This is a genomic window from Chryseobacterium sp. CBTAP 102 (assembly GCF_003201365.1).
GTDB classification, from domain to species: Bacteria; Bacteroidota; Bacteroidia; order Flavobacteriales; family Weeksellaceae; genus Chryseobacterium; species Chryseobacterium candidae.
On the sequence record NZ_QICX01000001.1, the window covers coordinates 619,859 to 639,884 of the forward strand.

The 20,026-nt window shown below is 35.1% G+C and carries 20 protein-coding genes and 4 tRNA genes; 11 read left to right on the forward strand and 13 right to left on the reverse strand.

What is annotated here, in order from left to right; genetic code table 11:
• Window positions 1-78 precede the first annotated feature (78 nt).
• From C8D70_RS02835 to C8D70_RS02845, 3 genes are all read left to right on the forward strand, one after another.
• The gene (locus C8D70_RS02835) at window positions 79-1,710 is read left to right on the forward strand and encodes a M1 family metallopeptidase (protein ID WP_110366307.1); all 1,632 of its coding nucleotides are present in this window, start codon (window positions 79-81) and stop codon (window positions 1,708-1,710) included.
• Between the two features lie 132 nt (window positions 1,711-1,842).
• A complete protein-coding gene (locus tag C8D70_RS02840; protein ID WP_076597795.1) occupies window positions 1,843-3,699 on the forward strand; it encodes a PDZ domain-containing protein in 1,857 nt (618 codons plus the stop codon).
• Window positions 3,700-4,067: 368 nt separating this feature from the next.
• Window positions 4,068-4,280, forward strand: a complete 213-nt coding sequence (locus tag C8D70_RS02845) for a hypothetical protein (protein ID WP_110366308.1) — start codon at window positions 4,068-4,070, stop codon at window positions 4,278-4,280.
• Here the strand turns inward: C8D70_RS02845 and C8D70_RS02850 are convergent.
• The 4 genes from C8D70_RS02850 to pepE all read right to left on the reverse strand — a co-directional run bounded on the left by C8D70_RS02850 (window position 4,272) and on the right by pepE (window position 8,466).
• Window positions 4,272-5,444, reverse strand: a complete 1,173-nt coding sequence (locus C8D70_RS02850) for a sensor histidine kinase (protein ID WP_110366309.1) — start codon at window positions 5,442-5,444, stop codon at window positions 4,272-4,274. The genes C8D70_RS02845 and C8D70_RS02850 overlap by 9 nt on opposite strands.
• A 6-nt stretch (window positions 5,445-5,450) precedes the next feature.
• Window positions 5,451-6,824, reverse strand: a complete 1,374-nt coding sequence (gene dacB / locus C8D70_RS02855; protein WP_110366384.1) for a D-alanyl-D-alanine carboxypeptidase/D-alanyl-D-alanine-endopeptidase — start codon at window positions 6,822-6,824, stop codon at window positions 5,451-5,453.
• A 98-nt stretch (window positions 6,825-6,922) separates the two neighbouring features.
• Window positions 6,923-7,774: a hypothetical protein gene (locus tag C8D70_RS02860; protein WP_110366310.1), complete on the reverse strand. Its 852-nt coding sequence runs from the start codon at window positions 7,772-7,774 to the stop codon at window positions 6,923-6,925.
• Window positions 7,774-8,466 (reverse strand): dipeptidase PepE, encoded by a 693-nt coding sequence (gene pepE, locus C8D70_RS02865; RefSeq protein WP_110366311.1) that lies wholly within the window; start codon window positions 8,464-8,466, stop codon window positions 7,774-7,776. Before pepE ends, C8D70_RS02860 begins: the two co-directional genes overlap by 1 nt.
• 196 nt (window positions 8,467-8,662) lie before the next feature.
• Here pepE and C8D70_RS02870 point away from each other — a divergent pair, with 196 nt between their 5' ends.
• Entirely contained in the window at window positions 8,663-9,199 is a 537-nt protein-coding gene (locus C8D70_RS02870; protein WP_228407963.1) for a tetratricopeptide repeat protein, read from the forward strand.
• Window positions 9,200-9,376: 177 nt separating this feature from the next.
• Here C8D70_RS02870 and C8D70_RS02875 read toward each other — a convergent pair whose 3' ends face one another.
• Window positions 9,377-9,865 (reverse strand): YdeI/OmpD-associated family protein, encoded by a 489-nt coding sequence (locus C8D70_RS02875; protein ID WP_076597549.1) that lies wholly within the window; start codon window positions 9,863-9,865, stop codon window positions 9,377-9,379.
• 322 nt (window positions 9,866-10,187) lie between these two features.
• Between C8D70_RS02875 and fsa the strand changes: the two genes are divergently transcribed.
• The gene (fsa, locus tag C8D70_RS02880; protein ID WP_076597548.1) at window positions 10,188-10,841 is read left to right on the forward strand and encodes a fructose-6-phosphate aldolase; all 654 of its coding nucleotides are present in this window, start codon (window positions 10,188-10,190) and stop codon (window positions 10,839-10,841) included.
• Window positions 10,842-10,963: 122 nt separating this feature from the next.
• Here the strand turns inward: fsa and C8D70_RS02885 are convergent, their stop codons facing one another.
• From C8D70_RS02885 to C8D70_RS02895, 3 genes are all read right to left on the reverse strand, one after another.
• Window positions 10,964-11,854 carry a GLPGLI family protein gene (locus C8D70_RS02885; RefSeq protein ID WP_110366312.1) on the reverse strand — a complete coding sequence of 297 codons (891 nt, stop codon included), beginning with the start codon at window positions 11,852-11,854 and terminating at the stop codon, window positions 10,964-10,966.
• A 69-nt stretch (window positions 11,855-11,923) separates the two neighbouring features.
• Window positions 11,924-13,819: a M56 family metallopeptidase gene (locus C8D70_RS02890; RefSeq protein ID WP_110366313.1), complete on the reverse strand. Its 1,896-nt coding sequence runs from the start codon at window positions 13,817-13,819 to the stop codon at window positions 11,924-11,926.
• Window positions 13,820-13,824: 5 nt separating this feature from the next.
• Window positions 13,825-14,190 (reverse strand): BlaI/MecI/CopY family transcriptional regulator, encoded by a 366-nt coding sequence (locus tag C8D70_RS02895; protein ID WP_065398165.1) that lies wholly within the window; start codon window positions 14,188-14,190, stop codon window positions 13,825-13,827.
• Between the two features lie 517 nt (window positions 14,191-14,707).
• Here C8D70_RS02895 and C8D70_RS02900 point away from each other — a divergent pair.
• Window positions 14,708-15,274 (forward strand): glutathione peroxidase, encoded by a 567-nt coding sequence (locus tag C8D70_RS02900; RefSeq protein ID WP_076597545.1) that lies wholly within the window; start codon window positions 14,708-14,710, stop codon window positions 15,272-15,274.
• A gap of 270 nt (window positions 15,275-15,544) precedes the next feature.
• On the forward strand, window positions 15,545-16,126 hold the full coding sequence (locus C8D70_RS02905) for a hypothetical protein (RefSeq protein WP_076597544.1): 582 nt from the start codon (window positions 15,545-15,547) through the stop codon (window positions 16,124-16,126).
• Between the two features lie 346 nt (window positions 16,127-16,472).
• On the opposite strand, the gene C8D70_RS02910 is transcribed toward C8D70_RS02905, so the two are convergent.
• Window positions 16,473-16,919: a GNAT family N-acetyltransferase gene (locus C8D70_RS02910; protein WP_076597543.1), complete on the reverse strand. Its 447-nt coding sequence runs from the start codon at window positions 16,917-16,919 to the stop codon at window positions 16,473-16,475.
• 185 nt (window positions 16,920-17,104) lie between these two features.
• On the opposite strand from C8D70_RS02910, the gene C8D70_RS02915 reads away from it, so the two are divergent.
• Together C8D70_RS02915 and C8D70_RS02920 are read left to right on the forward strand one after the other, a co-directional pair.
• A complete protein-coding gene (locus tag C8D70_RS02915) occupies window positions 17,105-17,818 on the forward strand; it encodes a 2OG-Fe(II) oxygenase (RefSeq protein ID WP_110366314.1) in 714 nt (237 codons plus the stop codon).
• 27 nt (window positions 17,819-17,845) lie between these two features.
• Entirely contained in the window at window positions 17,846-18,088 is a 243-nt protein-coding gene (locus C8D70_RS02920; protein ID WP_076597541.1) for an Ada metal-binding domain-containing protein, read from the forward strand.
• Window positions 18,089-18,180: 92 nt separating this feature from the next.
• Here C8D70_RS02920 and C8D70_RS02925 read toward each other — a convergent pair.
• From C8D70_RS02925 to C8D70_RS02940, 4 genes are all read right to left on the reverse strand, one after another.
• Window positions 18,181-18,253, reverse strand: a tRNA-Met gene (locus tag C8D70_RS02925).
• Window positions 18,254-18,291: 38 nt separating this feature from the next.
• Window positions 18,292-18,364 (reverse strand) — tRNA-Met (locus C8D70_RS02930).
• Window positions 18,365-18,402: 38 nt separating this feature from the next.
• A tRNA-Met gene (locus tag C8D70_RS02935) sits at window positions 18,403-18,475 on the reverse strand.
• Window positions 18,476-18,513: 38 nt separating this feature from the next.
• A tRNA-Met gene (locus tag C8D70_RS02940) sits at window positions 18,514-18,586 on the reverse strand.
• A 101-nt stretch (window positions 18,587-18,687) separates the two neighbouring features.
• Here C8D70_RS02940 and C8D70_RS02945 point away from each other — a divergent pair.
• Both C8D70_RS02945 and C8D70_RS02950 read left to right on the forward strand, forming a co-directional pair.
• Window positions 18,688-19,299 (forward strand): L-threonylcarbamoyladenylate synthase, encoded by a 612-nt coding sequence (locus C8D70_RS02945; protein WP_076597540.1) that lies wholly within the window; start codon window positions 18,688-18,690, stop codon window positions 19,297-19,299.
• Between the two features lie 24 nt (window positions 19,300-19,323).
• Window positions 19,324-20,025, forward strand: coding sequence for a CPBP family intramembrane glutamic endopeptidase (locus C8D70_RS02950; RefSeq protein ID WP_110366315.1), 702 nt, complete (start codon window positions 19,324-19,326; stop codon window positions 20,023-20,025).
• The last annotated feature ends 1 nt before the right edge of the window (window position 20,026 follow it).

The window sequence follows — 20,026 nt, forward strand, 5'->3', positions numbered from 1 at the left end:
ATCTGTATTTAATTTTATTTCCGGCATGTGGCTATTAATTTAATTTTATACTTTTGAAAAGATTTAATAAAAGTTCAAATGAAAAAATTGTCATATACACTCTTATTTGCATCAGGGCTGGTTTTCGGACAGTTCTTTGAGAAGGGTAAGGTTTTCACCAAACAGGATACTTTAAAGGGCTCCAATACTGAATTCAGAAATTTCTGGGATGTCAAGAAATATGACCTTTCCGTAGAACCGGATTTTGAACAGAAAAGTATCAAAGGAAATAATAAAATCAGCTTTGAGATTATTAAAGACGTTACCAATCCTGTTTTCCAGATTGATCTTCAGCAGCCCATGAAAGCTGATAAAGTAGAAGCAAGTTTTCCCATTTCCAATTATAAGCAGGATGGAGACTTTATTTTCATTACTACGAGTAAAAAATTCAAAAAAGGAGAAAAATATACGATTAACGTCATTTATTCCGGAAAGCCTACCATTGCTAAAAAAGCTCCCTGGGATGGCGGATGGGTTTTCACTAAAGATGAAAAAGGAAATCCCTGGATGACTGCTGCTGACGAAGGAATAGGAGCTTCCATATGGCTTCCTACGAAAGATATCTGGAGTGATGAACCTGATAACGGAATCATTATGAAAATTATAACTCCTAATGATCTGGTAGGTGTGGGTAATGGCAGACTCACTGACAAAAAAACTACCGGCAGTAAAACGACCTATACCTGGGAGGTTAAAAATCCTATCAACGCTTACTCCATTATCCCGAGTATAGGAAAATATGTAAATTTCAAAGATACATTTGACGGTGAAAAAGGAAAACTGGACCTGGATTACTGGGTAATTGACTATAATCTGGACAAGGCAAAAAAACAGTTTCAACAGGTAAAACCTATGCTCTCAGCATTTGAATACTGGTTTGGTCCGTACCCATTTTATGAAGATTCATACAAACTGGTAGAGTCTCCTCACCTTGGTATGGAACATCAGAGTAATATAGCCTATGGAAACAAATATCAGAACGGCTATTTGGGCAGAGATCTTTCAGGTACAGGAGTGGGATTAAACTGGGATTTCATTATTATTCATGAAAGCGGCCACGAATGGTTCGCCAATAATATTACCGCAAAAGACCAGGCTGATATGTGGATCCATGAAAGTTTCACCAACTATTCCGAGACTCTTTTCACGGAAAAATATATGGACAAAAAATCTGCGGACATCTATGTTCAGGGGATCAGGCAAGGGATAGACAATGATGTTCCTATTATTGGCAAGTACGGCGTAAGAAATGAAGGCAGCGGAGACATGTATCCGAAAGGTGCCAACATGATTCATACCATAAGACAGATCATCCATAATGATGAAAAATTCAGACAGATTTTAAGAGGTTTGAATAAAGATTTTTATCATCAGACGGTTACCACACAACAGGTAGAAAATTATATCTCCTCAAAAGCAGGAATCGATTTTTCAACGGTCTTTGATCAGTACCTGAGAACAATAAAAATTCCAACTCTTGAGTATGCTCAGGATGGCAACACTTTAAAGTTCCGGTATACCGATGTGGTAAAAAAACTGAAACTTCCCATCATCATCAATGGCGATCAAACCATAAATCCAACGGAAGAATGGCAGACTGTAAAGCTTAAAAAGAGCACTCCGGTTGAGCTTGATCCCAACTATTATATTAATTATAAAAATATTAAATAAAGAGAAGGCAGATTTGCATACCAGCAGATTTGCCTTTCTCTTTTTTACCTTTAAAATTTTAAGAAAAGTTTAATACTTTCTTCGTAACAAATTCAGAAAAAAAGCAACTATTTAACTATTAATTTACACCTAATGAGAAAAACAGTACTTAGCCTTGGTATTTTTGCTGCTTTTTTAGCAAATGCTCAGTCTATAAAAACCACTATTGACCTTGTCAATGTAAAAGATGATAAAGTAGCCGTTACCATGGAATTTCCGAAAATGAAATCCGGAGATATTAAATTCCATTTTCCAAAAACAGTTCCGGGTACGTATTCTGTAGACGACTATGGAAGATTCATAGAAGGAATCAAATTTTACGATAATAAAGGAAAAGAACTTACTTATACTAAAGTAAATGATAACACCTATTCATTGAAAAATGCTCAGTCACTTTCTAAAATCTCCTATCTTGTGAATGACAGTTTCGATGATGAATTGGATACATCAAAGCATAAAGCCGTATTTTCTCCTTCAGGAACTGATATTGAAGAAGGAAAAGTATATATGATCAATACCCACGGATTTATCGGATATATCGAGAACATGCAGGATGTTCCTTATAAGCTTGTCGTTCAGAAACCAACTGATTTCTACGGAACTACAGCACTGGTAGATCAGGATAAATCCGAATCTACAGATACCTATACTCTTGCCAACTATGCGAAGGTAACAGATTCTCCGTTAATGTATACAAAGCCGGATTATATTACCTTCAACGCAGGAGGAATGGATCTTGTACTGGGTGTATATTCTCCGACAGGAAAATATAAAGCAGCAGATTTTAAAGACAATCTTGAAAAAATGGTGGTTGCCCAAAAGAAATTTCTTGGTGATATGAACACCAATAAGAAGTACGCCATCATGCTTTATCTTTCCGGTGGTGACGGGCCTAAAGTAAAAGGTTTCGGAGCACTGGAACACCACGAATCTACAAGTGTGGTGCTGCCTGAAGCAATGCCGAAAGATGCTATTGACAATACGATTACAGATGTGGTTTCCCACGAATTTTTCCATACAGTAAACCCTCTGAAAACCCACTCAGAAGAAATTCACTATTTCGATTATGCAGATCCGAAAATGTCTCAGCACTTATGGATGTACGAAGGGGGAACAGAATATTTTGCCAACTTATTCCAGATTCAGGAAGGTTTGATCAATAAAGATCAGTTCCTTGAAAGAATGGGTGAGAAGATCGCCAACTCCAAGAGCTATGATGATACGATGCCATTTACGGTAATGAGTAAAAATGTATTGGTAGAGCCTTATAAAGACCAGTACAGAAATGTATATGAGAAAGGAGCTCTTCTTGCGATGTGTCTTGATATTGAGCTCAGAAAATTGTCTAACGGAGAAATGGGATATCGTGATATGATCAGAAAGCTGTCTCAGAGATTTGGTGAAAACAAACCTTTCAAAGATGATAAACTGATTGACGAACTGGTAACGGTAACCGGATATCCTCAGGTAAAAGAATTCTACAACAAATATATTGCAGGAAACCAGCCTACACCTTATGCACAATACCTGAACATGGTAGGTGTGGATATTAAAAAGCAGGAAAGCCAGCCTCTGTTCTGGTTTATCAAAGATCCGAACCAGACAGGTTTTGATGAAAAGACCAATGCCTTTGCTTTTGATGAACATTCTGCATTGTCTCCATTTGCAAAAAGTATCGGATTTAAAATCACAGATCAGGTACTTGCTTTAGATGGAAGAACAGTAGATATCAAAAAGGTACAGGATTTTATCGGATATACCAGAACCATCAAGGACGGACAGGAAGTTACGGTAACCATTCTAAGAGACAACGCCGGTAAAAAAGAGAAAATGACATTGAAAGGAAAAGCAATTCTGGATAAAATGACTATGGAAATACCTTCATACAAGACAAATCCAACTCCGGAAGAACTGAAACTACAGACACAGTGGCTTACTGGTAAAAAATAAAGAGAAAAGCGGGGAAATTTTTCCCCGCTTTTATTTTCTCAAGTGATCTTTATATTCTAATATTCAAATCTTGGCTTAACATTCAAACCTAACAGGTTTTAAAAACCTGTTAGGTTTATTGTTTTTAACATATCTTTTTTACTTAAAAGTATTTTTCATCTTCTATTTTGTCATGTTATTTATCAAAGAATTATTCTAATCCCTACAAATTATTCATCTTTTTAAGTTTAAAGATTCATGTTATATAAACTAATAAAATGATTTTAAAAAGAAAAGACACGAAAAATAGAAATTAATTGTAAAAAGTGGTTAGTTTTAGATTCAAACAATAAAAATACTATATTTAAATACTAATAAAACACATACTTATGAAAAATCTAACAAGAAAACAAATGCTTAATTTTTATGGAGGACTTTCAGAAGGAGGAAAGTATAAAGTTAAAACAACAATGTTTTACGGATATTGCTCCGGCACTCCTGGTGGTCAAATGATATATAGTAAATACTATGCAATTGACTGGTCTGATGGTTCTGTCACCTATTTTAATGTCATTGGAAACCCAGTTTACTCATCAAACTAATTTCCTTAAAATAATTCTAAAAGTAGTGCCCTTACCCACTTCGGTTTGGGCAATTTTAATATCTCCATTATGGTATTCATGAATAACTCTTCTTGCCAGTGACAGACCCAATCCCCAGCCTCTTTTTTTGGTAGAATACCCTGGATTAAAGGCATTTCTTGCCTGCTGTTTGGTCATTCCGCTTCCGTTGTCCTTTACTTCGATGAGAATATTTTTATTCCTTTCAAAGACAGACATGGTGATAGCTCCTTCTCCTTTCATAGCATCCACAGCATTTTTCACCAGATTTTCGATCACCCAGCTCATCAGGATTTTATTGTGGGGAACCAGAACGGTATATGTTGGTAGATTGAGGGTAAAATTGATTTTTCTGGAGATTCTTGTTTTTAAATAATCATAATTCTCCTGTATGGTTTCATTGAAATTTCTATCGTTCAGCTCTGGAACAGAACCTATTTTTGAAAATCTTTCAGAAATAGTTCTAAGCCTTTCAATATCTTTTTCTATCTCATGTACTCCTTCTGATTCAGGATTATCAAGCTTCATGATTTCCATCCATCCAATCATAGAAGATAAGGGAGTTCCGATCTGATGGGCCGTTTCTTTTGCAAGACCTGCCCAAAGATAACCTTCATCGGTTTTCTTTATTGTTCTTAAAAACCAAAACGAAAATAATAGATAAGCTAATATGAATAATCCTAAAAAATAAGGATAATATCTTAAATTATTAAGCAGTTCTGAGTTATCATAGAAAACAAGTTGTTTATCTCCATTTGCAACTTCAATTTCAAAAGGATCATAATGAGTTTCCATTTTAGTAATCAGATTGTTCAGTTCATTAGGATCAGCCAAAATTTCCTTAGCAATATTACGTGAGCTTCCCTCAAACAAAAATGGATTTTTATTTTCGTCTGTAAGTATTGACGGAATCTGATCATTCTCGGTAAGTATAGCAAAGAGAAGTTCCTGAGTCTCTGAACTTTTTTGTTGATTATCCTGTAAAATTCTTATTGCAGTAGCAAAGACTTTTATTCTTTCAGCTTCTTTTTCTCTCAAATTTTTTATAAGAAAATTAGATGAAACAATTAGTGCTACGACCACAACTGTAAGTAATGCAAAAACAAAGAAATTATTGATTCTTGATAGAAGCGGACGATTTTTCATTAAATTTTATTTTAAAACATTCAGGATTTTCTGCAGCTCAGTATTTCCACTTCCTTGATAGTTGTTGATGATAATTGAAAATACATATTTTTTTCCATCTTTCGCGGTGTGATATCCTGCAAAAGATTTGGTATCTCTCATCGTTCCGCTTTTCATCTTCATCCCATTATCCTGAACCGGAAATCCGTCATAATACGCTTCAAACCATGATTGTTTTTTTGCATATAAAAGCGCCTGTACTTCTGCTTTTGCAGCCACATAATTTTGTGGAGAAAGTCCGCTTCCATCTGCAAAATTGATCATATTGGGATTGATTCCTTTTGATTTCCAGAATTCTTTCAGATAAGAAACCCCGCTTTTAAAGCTTGAATTTCCTTTCTTTTCCTTTCCTAAAGTTTTAATCAATGTTTCTCCATACAGATTGATACTTTTTCTTAGAAACCAGAAAACAATTTTATCCAGCGTCGGAGATTGGTAAGTAAGAAGAATATTTTTTTTCGGAGCTGCTAAAGCCTGTTTTCCTTCTATTTCAAGTTGAGAATTCGTTACTGCTTTTCCTGAAAGTTCAATCCCTGATTCTTTCAGCCATTGCTTTACTTCTGCTGCCAGCTGTAGTGGCGGATTGGGCGTAGAACCGGAAACCGTCACTGTCTTTCCTGAAGGAAGCATACCGTTAATCAGGGCTACATCAGAATGAGGAGCTGTAAAAATCAGGCTTTGATCTGAGCTTCCTCCTGTTTTCAGGTCATTGAGCCACTTCACACCTTCCAGCGGATAAGAAAAGCTTTTAAAATCTGTTCCGTTTATATTGATATCAAACTGGTTTTCTTTCCAGTTGATTCCCCATACACCTGCACCATAATAATTTCCAAGATCATCCCACGGCCAGCCTCCCGGAATGGTCTGGTGATCAAAATATGAATCATCAATAACAAGATCTCCTGATATTTTCTTTATCCCTGAGTTTTTAATTGCCTCAATCAGCTTCTTTTTAAAATTTTCAGGTTTGTAGGCATCATATCTCCAGCTTCCTAATGTAGGATCGCCGTTGGAGCTGATGAAAAGATTTCCGTTCAGCGTTCCTCCGGAGATATTTCCGGAATAGCTTGAAGTGGTTGTAAAAGTATAGTTTTTTCCTAATGTTTCCAATGCTGCGCCTGCCGTGAAAATCTTCTGTGTAGAAGCAGTGGAAAGCCCTTTATTTCCTTGATATTCATATACAAAATTGCCATTTTCATCGGAAACATAAAAAGATAAACTGGAAGATGCTGCTCCCGAAGAATCCATCAGATCCTTTGTTACTTTATCTAATTTTTGGCCCATATTCTGCGCAGCTACCATCTGTACAGAAAGCATGAGAACAGCAAGTGTCTTTTTCATTGCATTGTTGTTTGAGTCAAAATGATGAAGTTTCAAATACACATTCCTGGTAGTATCTGATCCTCTTTTCATTGATTTAAATTCTAAATCAAATATAGTTAAAATAAAAGCTTTTCATACTCCCTGAGATCATCGGAATTGAAAAGAACCTGATGGTGAGGAGATTTTTCAAATGAGCGGTCATGTTTAAAATATTTCTCATAATCATCTTCATCTATAAAAATATCCATCTGACATTCTTTTATATAGTTTGATTTTTCTCCGTAATCTTCAATAAAATACCCGGAATCATTCCAGAGTTCATGATGACAGCGCAGACAGCTTCTTTGATATACAGCTTTATGACCACATATTTCACAATCCTGTACGTTTTGAAACAATGCTAATATCTCATGCTGATTTTCTTTCGGAAAAAGTGAAATAGGAATTGTTTTTAAAAGCAGATAATAATTGGGTTCCTGCCAAGAAAAATAAAATATTTCTTCCTGCCTGTTATACAGCTCTAATCTCTGAAGATCATATTCAACCTCAGCGCTGGTAATATTTTTAATATTCAGAACGGTCTTATTGTTTCTCGTGATATTCTGTTTGTTATCAATTTCAATAACGGGCTGCTGTTCCAGGAAATGATTAAGGCATAATGTGGTCTGCCATGAGCCGATTGTTCTCATTTTACCTTCTTCTCCACAAATCTCACAGGTCTTGACAGAAAGCTCTGAATATTTATCTTTGATTTTTTTAAGTTTGGCATTGAGAGTTTCATCTTCGGAATAGGTGTAACATCTCAATTCCCCCAACTTTTCTTTTCCAAAGACACGATGATTCATATTCCATCCTGCAACGGCAAATTCAAACAGTAATTTCCGAATCAGATCATTCCATCCGGTACTGTTCACTGAAAAATTGGTCAGATTACATTCTACAAAAAAGTTAATTTCTTCTGTATTCATTAAAGCGTGCTTCCTGCTTCTATTTCGTATGGCTCTTTTCCTTTTTCAAAAATCCTGGTCAGCTCACTTCCTTCAACTGTTATTGAATCTCCGGTTCTTCTGATCCAGTTTCCTTCTCTAAGGCCAACTACTTTGATATCATTCTGGGTAAGGAATTCTTTGATACGGGTTTCTCTTGTTTCTCCATTATGTTTTAAATCCGGATTCGGATCAAGGTAATGTGGGTTGATATTAAAAGGAACCAATCCCATACAGTCGAAACTTGGCGGATATACAATCGGCATATCATTGGTGGTTTTCATATTCTGACCTCCGATATTGCTTCCTGCGCTGCATCCGAGATAAGCTTTTCCTCCAGATACATTTTCTTTCAGGACAGACATCAGCCCTTCTTCGTGTAATGTTTTAACCAATAAAAAAGTGTTTCCGCCTCCGGTAAAGAAACCTTTTGCCTGATGAATGGCTTCCTTTTTATCTTCAAATTCATGAAGTCCTTTCACTTTTATATGAATGGTTTCAAAGAAAGAACGTGCTTTTGCCGTATAATCATCATGAGAAATTCCACCTGGTCTAGCGAAAGGGATAAACACAATTTCGTCGATTCCTTTATAGAGTTGGATTAATTCTTCTCTTAAATATTCCAGATATTCTCCACCAAAAAGTGTGGAGGTTGAAGCTAATATAATGTTCATATGATGAAATTATCGGTATTAATAATAAAAATAAATCACAAAGATAGTTTCAAAGATGAACGAATCAAAAATTAAACTAAAAAAATCCTGTTTCCCGTTAATATTTTCTAAAAAAACTTAAAGCCTCTAAATTTTACGGTTTTATGGAATTATTATTGAATTTTAGATTATGAATTTAAAATATAAGATTATGAAAATGAGTAAAATTAATAGTAGAAGTCTATTTTTAGGTTTAATACTAGCAGGAAGTGTAAGTTTTGTAAATGCACAAACAACTCAGCCTGAAACATCGGCGACAACGAGTCAAACCACCAATCCAACTATCGAAGATCTTAAAAAACAGATCGCAGCCAATCCAAAGGATGCAGAATCATTAGCAAAACTGGCTAATGCTTATCAGGAGGCTTCAGACTGGCCAAACGCTATTGATACCTGGAAAAAAATATCAGTTTTATTACCGGACTGGGCTCCGGCTTATTACAGCCAGGCTTATTCCTATCAGTCTGCAAAAGATGATGCCAATGCAAAAATTGCTTATGAAAAGTATATTGCAGCAGTAAAGCCTGAAGAAGTAGAGCAAAATAAGAAGAATCTGGCATACGCTTATTTCTATCTTGCCTTTACAGAGCAGCAAACTGATCCTAATAAAGCAAAAGAACATATTGCAAAATCCATACAGTATGATCCTACGAACCAGGATGCTTTAAAGCTTAGCAAAGCATTAAATTCTTAGTAAAAATGAAATGCCGGAAAGTTTTTTCCGGCATTTTTTATTATGTCTAACTTAAATTTAACGCAGAGATCCAGAACATACTCCAATCTTTATTGCTTTCTTCTCTTGCTTAATAATTATCAATATTCAATTTAATCTTTTCGTTTTTAAAACTCTGACCTTTAATTTTTGGCTATCCTATTCAATCTTTTTTCCGAAAAAATCTGTTTCACCATGCAGATGTCTGATGATTTTCTCGATATTTCTCTGAATACTGGCTTCGGTTTTTAAATTATTGATATACCGGATCAGCTCATTTCTTCTTGATGGAATCAGATTTTCGAAATTTTCTGTTGCCAGAGCACTTTCTTTGATTGCCTTTTCTAATTGAGGATGAATGGGAATACTTCGATCAGAATCGTCGTATTCCAACACAATTTCGATGATTTCTCCGATTCTTTTTGGAGAATTTTTCAGCATGGTCAGATTCACATACAGCCTCCACTCCCCCAGATATTTCATAAGGTTTTGCTTAAATTCTTTTCCATTCACCATTCCTTTTACAGCAATGGGACTTTTATTTCTCCCTGATTTTTCAAAAATCGTGTCCAGTATTTCTTCCGGAACAAATACAAAAGGATTAATTCCGATGATTTCCAATATGGCGGTGAAACGGTTATTTTTCATGGGTAGTAATTTAAATTGGTCTGGCTGGAAGCTAGAAGCTAGAAGCTAGAAGCTAGAAGCTAGAAGCTAGAAGCTAGAAGCTAGAAGCTAGAAGCTAGAAGCTAGAAGCTAGAAGCTAGAAGCAAAAATAACTCTTTGATTTAAGATCAGCACAAAATTATTTTTTATCATCTATAACCATCCTGATCTCTCACTCTCCCACTCTCAAACTCTCCTGCATCCAAACCCATTTACCCTAAAACTCCGAATTCCGTAACTCAAAATTCATACCTCAGAACTCAATTAATTCCCTATCTTTGTATCAATAAATCTATTTATCAAAATGAAATTTTTTATTGACACAGCTAATTTAGAGCAAATCAAGGAAGCCAGAGATCTTGGGATTTTAGACGGGGTAACTACCAATCCTTCATTAATGGCTAAAGAAGGTATTCAGGGAGCTGAAGCAATCAGAAACCATTATAAAACGATCTGCGAACTTGTAGATGGGGATATTTCTGCGGAAGTTCTTTCTACAACGTATGAGGAAATGATTAAGGAAGGAGACGAATTGGCTGCTATTCACCCGAATATTGTTGTAAAAATTCCGATGATCAAAGACGGAATCAAAGCTTTAAAATATTTTTCTGATAAAGGAATCAGAACAAACTGTACTTTGATCTTTTCTCCGGGACAGGCTCTGCTGGCAGCAAAAGCAGGAGCAACTTACGTTTCTCCGTTCTTAGGAAGATTAGATGATATTTCTACAGACGGTCTGAACCTTATCCAGGAAATCAGACTAATTTTCGATAACTACATGTTCGAAACTGAAATCTTAGCGGCTTCTATCCGTCACTCAATGCACATTATCGACTGTGCTAAAATTGGAGCAGATGTTATCACTTCACCACTTCCTCCGATCTTGAGCTTATTGAAGCACCCGTTAACAGACAGCGGATTGGCTCAGTTTATTGCAGATTCTCAAAAATTAGCATAATCACTGGCTCTTATTCAGATATAAAAATCCCGGAACTTTTCGTTCCGGGATTTTTCGTACTGTATTATTTTTTCCAGATTTAACTAATGTATAGTATCTGAATCATATGGGAACTGTATATTTTATCGATATAGTTCCGGTTCTATTTTATTGTTATTCTTTAGTTGGTCTTCTTTTGCTCTTTTTTCAATATTTCTATACATTTCATTTACATCAATATTTTTTCCATCCTGATTTCTCATTTGTACAACAGCTCCGGCAGGAAGGGTACTCATGGTTTGTTTCATGTCTTTTGTAGGGTCAGCAAGATAATCTTTCCAGGCTTTTTTGAACTGCTTTTTACTGATTTCTATCTCTTTACCTCCAAAGCCAATTGTAGTGAGACCAGGTATCTGGAGAGCTTCTTCTGATGTGGCTTCGGTTTTTTTGTTACCAATTAAAGTCATAATATGAGAACCTGTTTTATCCTCAATTTTAACAATAAGTCCTGGCAATCCGTAGAATTTATAAGGTCCGTCCTGAAATGGGATGTCTGTAGAAAACCAGGCGATCCAGCTTCTGCCTCCATAATTTGTGGTTGCTTTCTGAGTATTATACTCTCCAATTTTCTGTTTCTCAGGTAAAATATTCCATTCAGGCTTTTGATCTTCCGGCATCTTATAAGTAGTATTCCCTATATTTTCAGAGAATGAAACACTATAATCCGGATATTTTTTTGTGACCGTGCTATTAATGGTTCCCTGTTTTATATTTCTTTTAATATTAATACTGCCTCCGAATCCTCCTTTCATCTGTCTGGCAATATCTGCTTTGGTTGTGGAGCCTGCAACAAATTTCTCACGGCTGTAATATTTAGATCCATTTTTATCAATATCCAAAAGCATTACATCGCTTTTCACTTCTGCTCTATTGGTAGAATCTGAAATATATTTATAGTCATAGAAAAATCTGTTTACCTGTGCATTCACAAAAACACTTAAAAAAGCTAATAAAAGCAAATAATTTTTTTTCATATTCTATGTATTTATCTATTCATAAAAAAAGCTTTGCCATTTTTAAAACTGACAAAGCTTTGCAGAAATTTACTTCTTTGTCTCAATTCTTACTTCCCCCTGCTTTACTTCTCCATTCTTCTGAGTGTTGACGTTAACTCTCGATATATTATTGGTATCTAATGAGTTCATATCATCCTGTGAAACTTCTCTCCCGTCAATGTAATACTTATATTTTACATCATCAGTACCGCTTATTTTAAATTTTTTCACCCCATTCATTGCGATGTTTCCGTTGCTGTCTTTTTTAATAAAGTCAGCATTCATTACAATAACACCGGGTGAACCGCTGATCACTTTAATAAAAGTACCGTCTCTGAAGCTTGCTGATCTTTTTTCGGCTTCCGTGCGGGCCTTTTCAACGTCTCTTCGGATTTTGTCTCCATCAATCCGGATTCTCTCTCCTTCTAATCTTATTCTATTTCCCTCCAGTTGGGCTTTTGCACCTTCTATTCTTGCTTTTTCACCCTCAATTCTGGCTTTTCCCGCTTCTTTCAGTGCTTTTTTAGCTTCCGCCATTGCTTTACGTACTTCTTCTTTTTCCTGAGCGCTCAGATCTTTATAATTAACAATTTTGTTTGTTTTAAAATAGGTTATTTTCGGCTCTCTTGGTGCTTTAGGTGGTACCGGAGGAATGGGCAGTTCGCCTATTTTGGCAGCTTCTCTTTCCGCTTTTTTGGCAGCTCTTTCAATCTTTCGAAGCTCCTTTTTACTAAGAGGTTCCATATTCTCAAGCTCCTTCATCTGATTCTTCCATTCCGCAGAATTGAAATACTGATCAACTTCAACCTTTGAGGCAATCTCTCCTATCTCTGATGCCAGATTGCTTATTTCTTCTATTTTATCACTGAAGAGATCACTTTCGGGATCCAAACCTTCCAGCTCTTTCTCTTTTTCTTTTATCTTCTTTTCAAGATTGGTTATTTTTTTCTGATCATCCGGTGACACGGCTTTCAATTCTGTCATTTTTTCCTGACCCGATCCTTCAGGTCTTACTGGTCTTATCGTATCTTTCTTGATTTCTGAAACTACTTTTTTGATGGAAAGATTGGTTTCTTCAATTTCTCTGTTTTTAGCATTTACCAGATAAGCAAAGGCCAGTGAGAAAACAACCGGCAAGGCAAAAATTCTTCGCGCATATCCGAATTTGGTTTTTGGTTTTTGTAACATCTTAAGTCTTTTTTTAAGGTTTGAACTTAGAAACGGACTGGTAACAGGCAACTGTGTTCCGGAAAAGTGGCTTGCTAAAAGCATCTGCGCAAATGCTTTGGTGTCCGATTGTTTTACGGCTTTTTTATCAGCCAGATATTCGTGGATTAAATTAATTTCTTTTTTGATGACATGAAAAAACGGATTGAACCAGAAAACTGAGGTAATAATCTCAATAAAGATCTTATCAAAGGAATGTTTCTGCTCAATATGTACCATTTCATGCTTTAAAATCTGTTTTCCAATATCAGAATGCAAAGTAATGGCGTTCTTCCAGAAAAGATTTTTAAAGTAGGAAAAAGGAGCTTCATTAAGGTCTGTACGGTAAAAGTTGATCCCGTCAAAACTTTCTTTATTAAACTGTTTCTTAAACTGCTGGATTTTAAAAATCCCATACATAAGTTTCCCTAGAAAATAGAAAGAAACCAGTCCCAGAGCTGAAAAAGTAATGTTAAAATAAAGGTTACCATTGTTTATATTTTTTTCTGTATTAAAATTCTGAATCTTATCAAGAAGCATATATACATCATTATTTACCTCTATCGTAAAATCATCTACTTTAATGAGCGGCAACAAAAGTGATATCACAATCGCTCCCAGCAGATAAAATCTGTTATAATGATGGAATGTCTTGTCTTTTAATGACAACTGATAGTACAAAAACGTTACACCCGAACATAAAATAGTTTTCCCAAAGTATAAAAGTATTGCTTCCATAAGTACTAATCTTTGTTTTTGAGTTCATCTAATAACATCTCAAGATCTTCTACTGTCATTTCATTTTTTTCTACCAAAAATGAAACGGCACTCTTGTAAGAGCCTTTGAAATAGTTTTTCACAAGACTTTTCATGGTCTTTCCGGAATATTGTTCTTTTGAAACAAGCGGAAAATACTCATGCTGTCTTCCATGTACACGATAGTCTACAAATTCTTTGTCTTTCAATACTTTTAAAATAGTAGAGACTGTATTGGTGTGTGGTTTTGGTTCCGGAAAAAGATCCAGAACATCCTTAAGAAATCCTTTTTCTATTTTCCATACATACTGCATTACCTGTTCTTCTGCTTTTGTTAAAGTCTGAATTTTCATATCCTGTTCATTTATCAGTTATATTGATATAAAACTTTTCAATTCTATATCACTAAGAAATTAGTTATACAAATGTAGAAATAAATTTGAATCTAACAACTATTTTTTTAGTGATAAAAGATTTTAAAATGTAAAATATTAATAATCAATAAAATAAAGTTGATTAAATTTTAATTAAATGAATTTTCAATTCTAATTTCACGAAAAACTCTTCAACAAAACTGATCTTTTATACCAAAACCTCTACATTAAATCCGGGATTTCAACTAACCTTGAAGAAATGTTTCATTTGGTTTGTCGGGATAATCTCTGCCAGGGTTTTATATCTTGATAAGAATTGATAAATCAGTTAAAAAATTCAAAACAATAAAAAATACTATTGCATAAGGATTTAATAACCCTAAATTTGATATTTCTGGAAAAATGGATTTTAACTAGAAATAAAACCGGAAAAAACAAAAGTGCAGCAAAAATGATCAATAATCTAATACATAAAACAATAGTAAAATCTTTTTAAATGAAAAAAATACTTTTTATCGGAATGGTGCTTATAGGAATCATAGGCCTTTCATCATTTATTAAATCGGATGATTCCAACGGTCCAAAACCTGCAAAATCAATTTATGATTTTAAGATTGAATCCATAGACGGCGGAAAAATTGATTTTTCTGAATACAAAGGGAAATATATTCTTATTGTAAACACGGCATCCAAGTGCGGATACACTCCTCAATACAAAGGATTGGAGCAGCTTTACAAAGATTATGGTGATAAACTGGTTGTGGTAGGCTTTCCTTCTGATAATTTTGCAGATCAGGAGTTTCATGATAATGTGGAAATCAAGTCTTTCTGTGAAAAGAATTATGGGGTAACCTTTCCGCTTACCACCTCAGTGGATGTAAAAGGTTCAAAAATCACTCCTGTATTCGATTATCTTACCCACAAATCTCAAAATGGAGTAATGGATGCCACCATAAGCTGGAATTTCAATAAGTTTCTGATCAGCCCGGAAGGAAAATTACTGGAACATTTTGACTCTAAAGTTGTCCCTGAAAGTGAAAAAATCACCCATTATTTCAAATAAATTACTTTTACAAAACACTACCATCATTATGAGTAGTGTTTTTTTATCCTTGCGTAAAACATTTTACATTGATTAGGACTCAAATACACACATTGAGCTGTATTAACAATTTAGATTACAAAAATCACTTCAATAAAGACCTTAAACACATCATTTTTATAACAATGAATAATATACATTATAGAATTGTTAAATTTTATTAAATAAATATTAAAATGTATTTGTTTTAACCGGGAAATTATATTTATTTTAGTGCTTTAAAAATTTCTCATGAAAAGATATAATTTACTGATTGTACTATTACTGCTTATTTTTAATGTTACTACAGCACAAAAGAAAGGTTCTCCTGCTGCCGATCTTAGCATACTGAAAGATACAAAATCAAAAATTGAAGCCACCGTTCCATTGGTGATTCAGCATCTTCAGACGATCGCTACAAAAGAAGGTGATAATAATATTGTGAATAACGGAAAAATTGCTTTAGGCAGAGAATATGGTATTGTAGAGTCTGAATGGTTTTTATACAGAAACAACATGAAAAACTGTATCCTGAACAACTCATCCAAAAAAGCCAAGAAATGTATGGAATATCATAACAATATGATGAGAGGGACAATGATCAATTACAACAATTATATTACCAACCTTACAAGAAAGAACGGTTATTTAGGAGTTGAAGGAGATACAAAATTCGAATTCAAACCTTCTGATATCGCTACAAAACTAAGTGAAGCTTATTTCAATGCAAGTGCTGCTGCCGGCAGAATGAAAGCTGATCAGAAAAGAGATTTTTTAGGACAGACAATGTCTGATGACAACAAACTTACTCCTTACGCTCAACTGGCACAATAATATTTAAATCATATTAAAAAAAATAAAAAAGAGAATGGCAGTGCCATTCTCTTTTTTGTTCAAAAGCAAAAAATCTCCGCCGGAAAAAGCAGTTTTGTGGTACTAATCATAAAACCTTGGGGAAAAAGTAGAAAATTAGGCAGAGATTTTTTTGCATACGCTCTACAGATCAACTGTCCTACCCATGATCTGTAAGAGCTTTACAAAAATAGGACTATACCCTTCTGCTGGCTGAAAATACCTGTAGAATTAAATGTTCAAAACTGTAGAACTAATACTACTTATCATTATAGAAGTAAACCAGCTCAAAAAAAGGTGGTTATGATTAGGGTTAAACAGCTTTATTTTATTTCCACCAGTGGTAATAATTATGCAATCCGTCATATTCAAACCCGCAGCGTGGATATAATGTGTTTCCTATGTCATTTGTTTTTTCGGTTTCAAGCATCAGCCCGCACGCTCCTGTCTCTTCACACCATTCTTTGCTACGGTCAATTAATGCTACGGAAAGACCTTTTCCTCTATAATCCGGATGCACAAACAAATCACTTAGCAGCCATTGCCTTTGTAATTTGGTATAATGAAATAATTTGTAAAGCTGTACAAAACCTACTGCTTTCTCATTTACCATCACAAGAAAAATATCGGACTCACGGTTTATAAAACGTTCTTTGAGAAAAGCCTTACCTTTTTCAACATCTGATTCCTGTCTGTAAAAAACACGATAAAGATTGAACAATTCAGCTGTTTCATCAAGATCCTCAAGACTTGCCTTTTTAATAATGTAATTCATCGTTATATCTATTTTTATTAACAGGGCAAAGGTAGCCTTAAACAGGACCAGTGGTATCATCCAGAAATACATTAAATCAATAGTCCAGATGCTTTATAACTCTTTATTCATGTATAAAATACCGCATGTTTTGGATTGTATTGTTCTGAAGAACTATAGACTTTTGCAGCATAAATTCAAAAGCAATGAAAAATATTATTCATACAATCAAGAATACAGACTGGCAGAGTATTACGGAAACAATGCATCAAAACGGATATGCTATCATTCCTGATCTGTTGTCTGAGGAAGAATGTGAACTATTGAAATCAAATTATCATCATTCTTCTCTCTATCGTAAAACAGTCATCATGGCCAGACATCGTTTCGGACTGGGTGAATATAAATATTTTACCTATCCATTACCTGAAATCATTCAAACCATACGAACAAATATTTACCCTTATCTGGCTCCTGTTGCTAATGCATGGTGTAAAGCTTTACATATAGACACTCAATTTCCTTCAGATCATCAGGAATTCTTAGACCAATGCCACCTTAATGGGCAGCAAAAAGCAACGGTTTTAATTTTGAAATATGGAAAAGGCGGATTCAATACGCTGCACCAGGATCTATATGGAGACCTATACTTTCCTATCCAAATTGTATTAATGCTCAGCGAACCAGAAAAGGATTTTACGGGCGGTGAATTTGTGCTTACCCAGCAGATTCCGAGAGCACAGTCAAAAGCCATTGTTCTACAACCTAAAAAAGGGGACGTTCTAATTTTTACCACTCAGTTCAAACCGGAAAAAGGAAACAAGGGCTATTACAGAGTCCATATGAAACATGGTGTAAGTGAAGTTAAAGAAGGAAACCGCTATGCTTTGGGCATTATTTTTCATGATGCAGCCAGTTAATGATTAAACGCTATAAATAGATGAACCATGATTCAACATTCACAACTATCATCTGAAAATCTGAGAAGTAAAATCCACAGCAGAGAAGTTCGATTTGGAGGAAATAAAAAATTAAAAATCTACGGATTACTCAGCTGCCGGTCAGGAAAAAGAATGAAGATGGAAAACAGAGTTTTCTTTGCAGATGAAAAAGAAGCATTACAAAATAATTACCGTCCATGCGGGCATTGTATGAAAGAAGCTTATAAAAAATGGAAGGAAATTGAATAGGTTTTGATTCAAATTTACTATCAACATCGTTTTGTCTGCAATGACCAGAAAATAAAAAAGAGAAGCAATATGATTGCTTCTCTTTCGTTTAGTAGCGGGAACCGGACTCGAACCGATGACCTTCGGGTTATGAGCCCGACGAGCTACCTACTGCTCCATCCCGCGGTATATTTTTAGAGTGTTTACCGAAAACACTTGCTTAGTAGCGGGAACCGGACTCGAACCGATGACCTTCGGGTTATGAGCCCGACGAGCTACCTACTGCTCCATCCCGCGGTGTATTTTTAGAGTGCTTACCGAAAGCACTTGCTTAGTAGCGGGAACCGGACTCGAACCGATGACCTTCGGGTTATGAGCCCGACGAGCTACCTACTGCTCCATCCCGCGGTGTATTTTTAGAGTGTTTAACGAAAACACTTGCTTAGTAGCGGGAACCGGACTCGAACCGATGACCTTCGGGTTATGAGCCCGACGAGCTACCTACTGCTCCATCCCGCGATATTGGATTGCAAAGGTACGAATATTTTTCAAAAATCCTAATTTTTCTTTTAAATAAAGGACTTTTATGAAAACTATTTTATTATTTGTATCTTTGTTTTATGGCAAAAATATTAAAAATTTATCCGGACAACCCACAGGAAAATCTTGTGAATGAGGTTATTAAAACATTAAATAATGGCGGGCTGATTATCTATCCATCTGATACAATCTATGCTCTGGGCTGTAATATTTTTGATATAAAAGCCATGGAAAAACTGGCTCAGCTCAAAAAAATGAAACTTGAGAAGTCTAAATTCTCCATTATCTGTAATGATCTCAGCCATCTTTCGGACTTTACCAAACCGATTGACACTTCAATTTTCCGGTTTCTGAAAAGTCATCTTCCGGGACCGTTTACTTTCATTCTTGAAGCCAATAAAAGTTTACCTTTAGCTTACAAAGGTCACAAAACAATTGGTATTCGTGTTCCTGATCATCCGATTCCGCAACTTATTGTTGAAAAACTGGGTCACCCCATTGCCTCTACTTCCATTAAAGATGATGATGAAATCATAGAATATTCTACCGATCCAGAACTTATTGCAGAAAAATATGATCATCTGGTAGATATTGTGATTGATTCAGGGTATGGAGATAATGTGGCTTCCACTATTGTAGACCTCACTTCGGGAGAACCGGAAATTATCCGTCAGGGAAAAGGGATTGTTTAAGTTCTAGGTTTAGGGTACTGAATTATGAGTTTTAGCGGGAAATATTCTGCCGGAATTTTGCTCACCTTTATTATTTTGGCAGCTGCAATGCTGTATGGTTTTCCAGCTGTTACAATGGTAACGGGAACAAAAGGAATCACAGAAGTCAATTTTTTTCTCAACAGAATTGTGCTATGGATCATTCTTATCATTGTATTTCTGTACAGCATCTTTATTGAAAAGAAAACTTTTTTACTTAAGGAAGAGAAAAAATACCCTGCTGCATTTTATATCAGAGCTGTGGTGAGCCTATATTTTATCTGTTTGATTGGCGGAGGCATTCTGAATGCAGCGATCCAATTTTTTATGCAGGAAAAAATAAGTGATAAGCTTCTCAACCTTGCTCCCATTTTTAGAAATAATTATTTTTTAGTTATTTTTACATGCCTTACCGCTGCTATTGTAGAGGAATTCCTGATGCGGGGCTATGTACAGCCCAGGCTGGAAAAAATTTATAACAATCCCACCGTTGCAATTGTTATTTCATCGGTTTTATTTGGAATTTTACATAGTACTTACGGTACCGTAAGCCAGGTTCTCGGACCTTTCTTTATCGGGATCGTGTTTGCTGTATTTTATAAACGCTATTCAAATATTAAAATTCTGATCATCTGTCATTTTATGATTGATTTTATCGCAATGATGATGATGAATTTTATTGATATTAAACACTTATCTGTATTTTAAC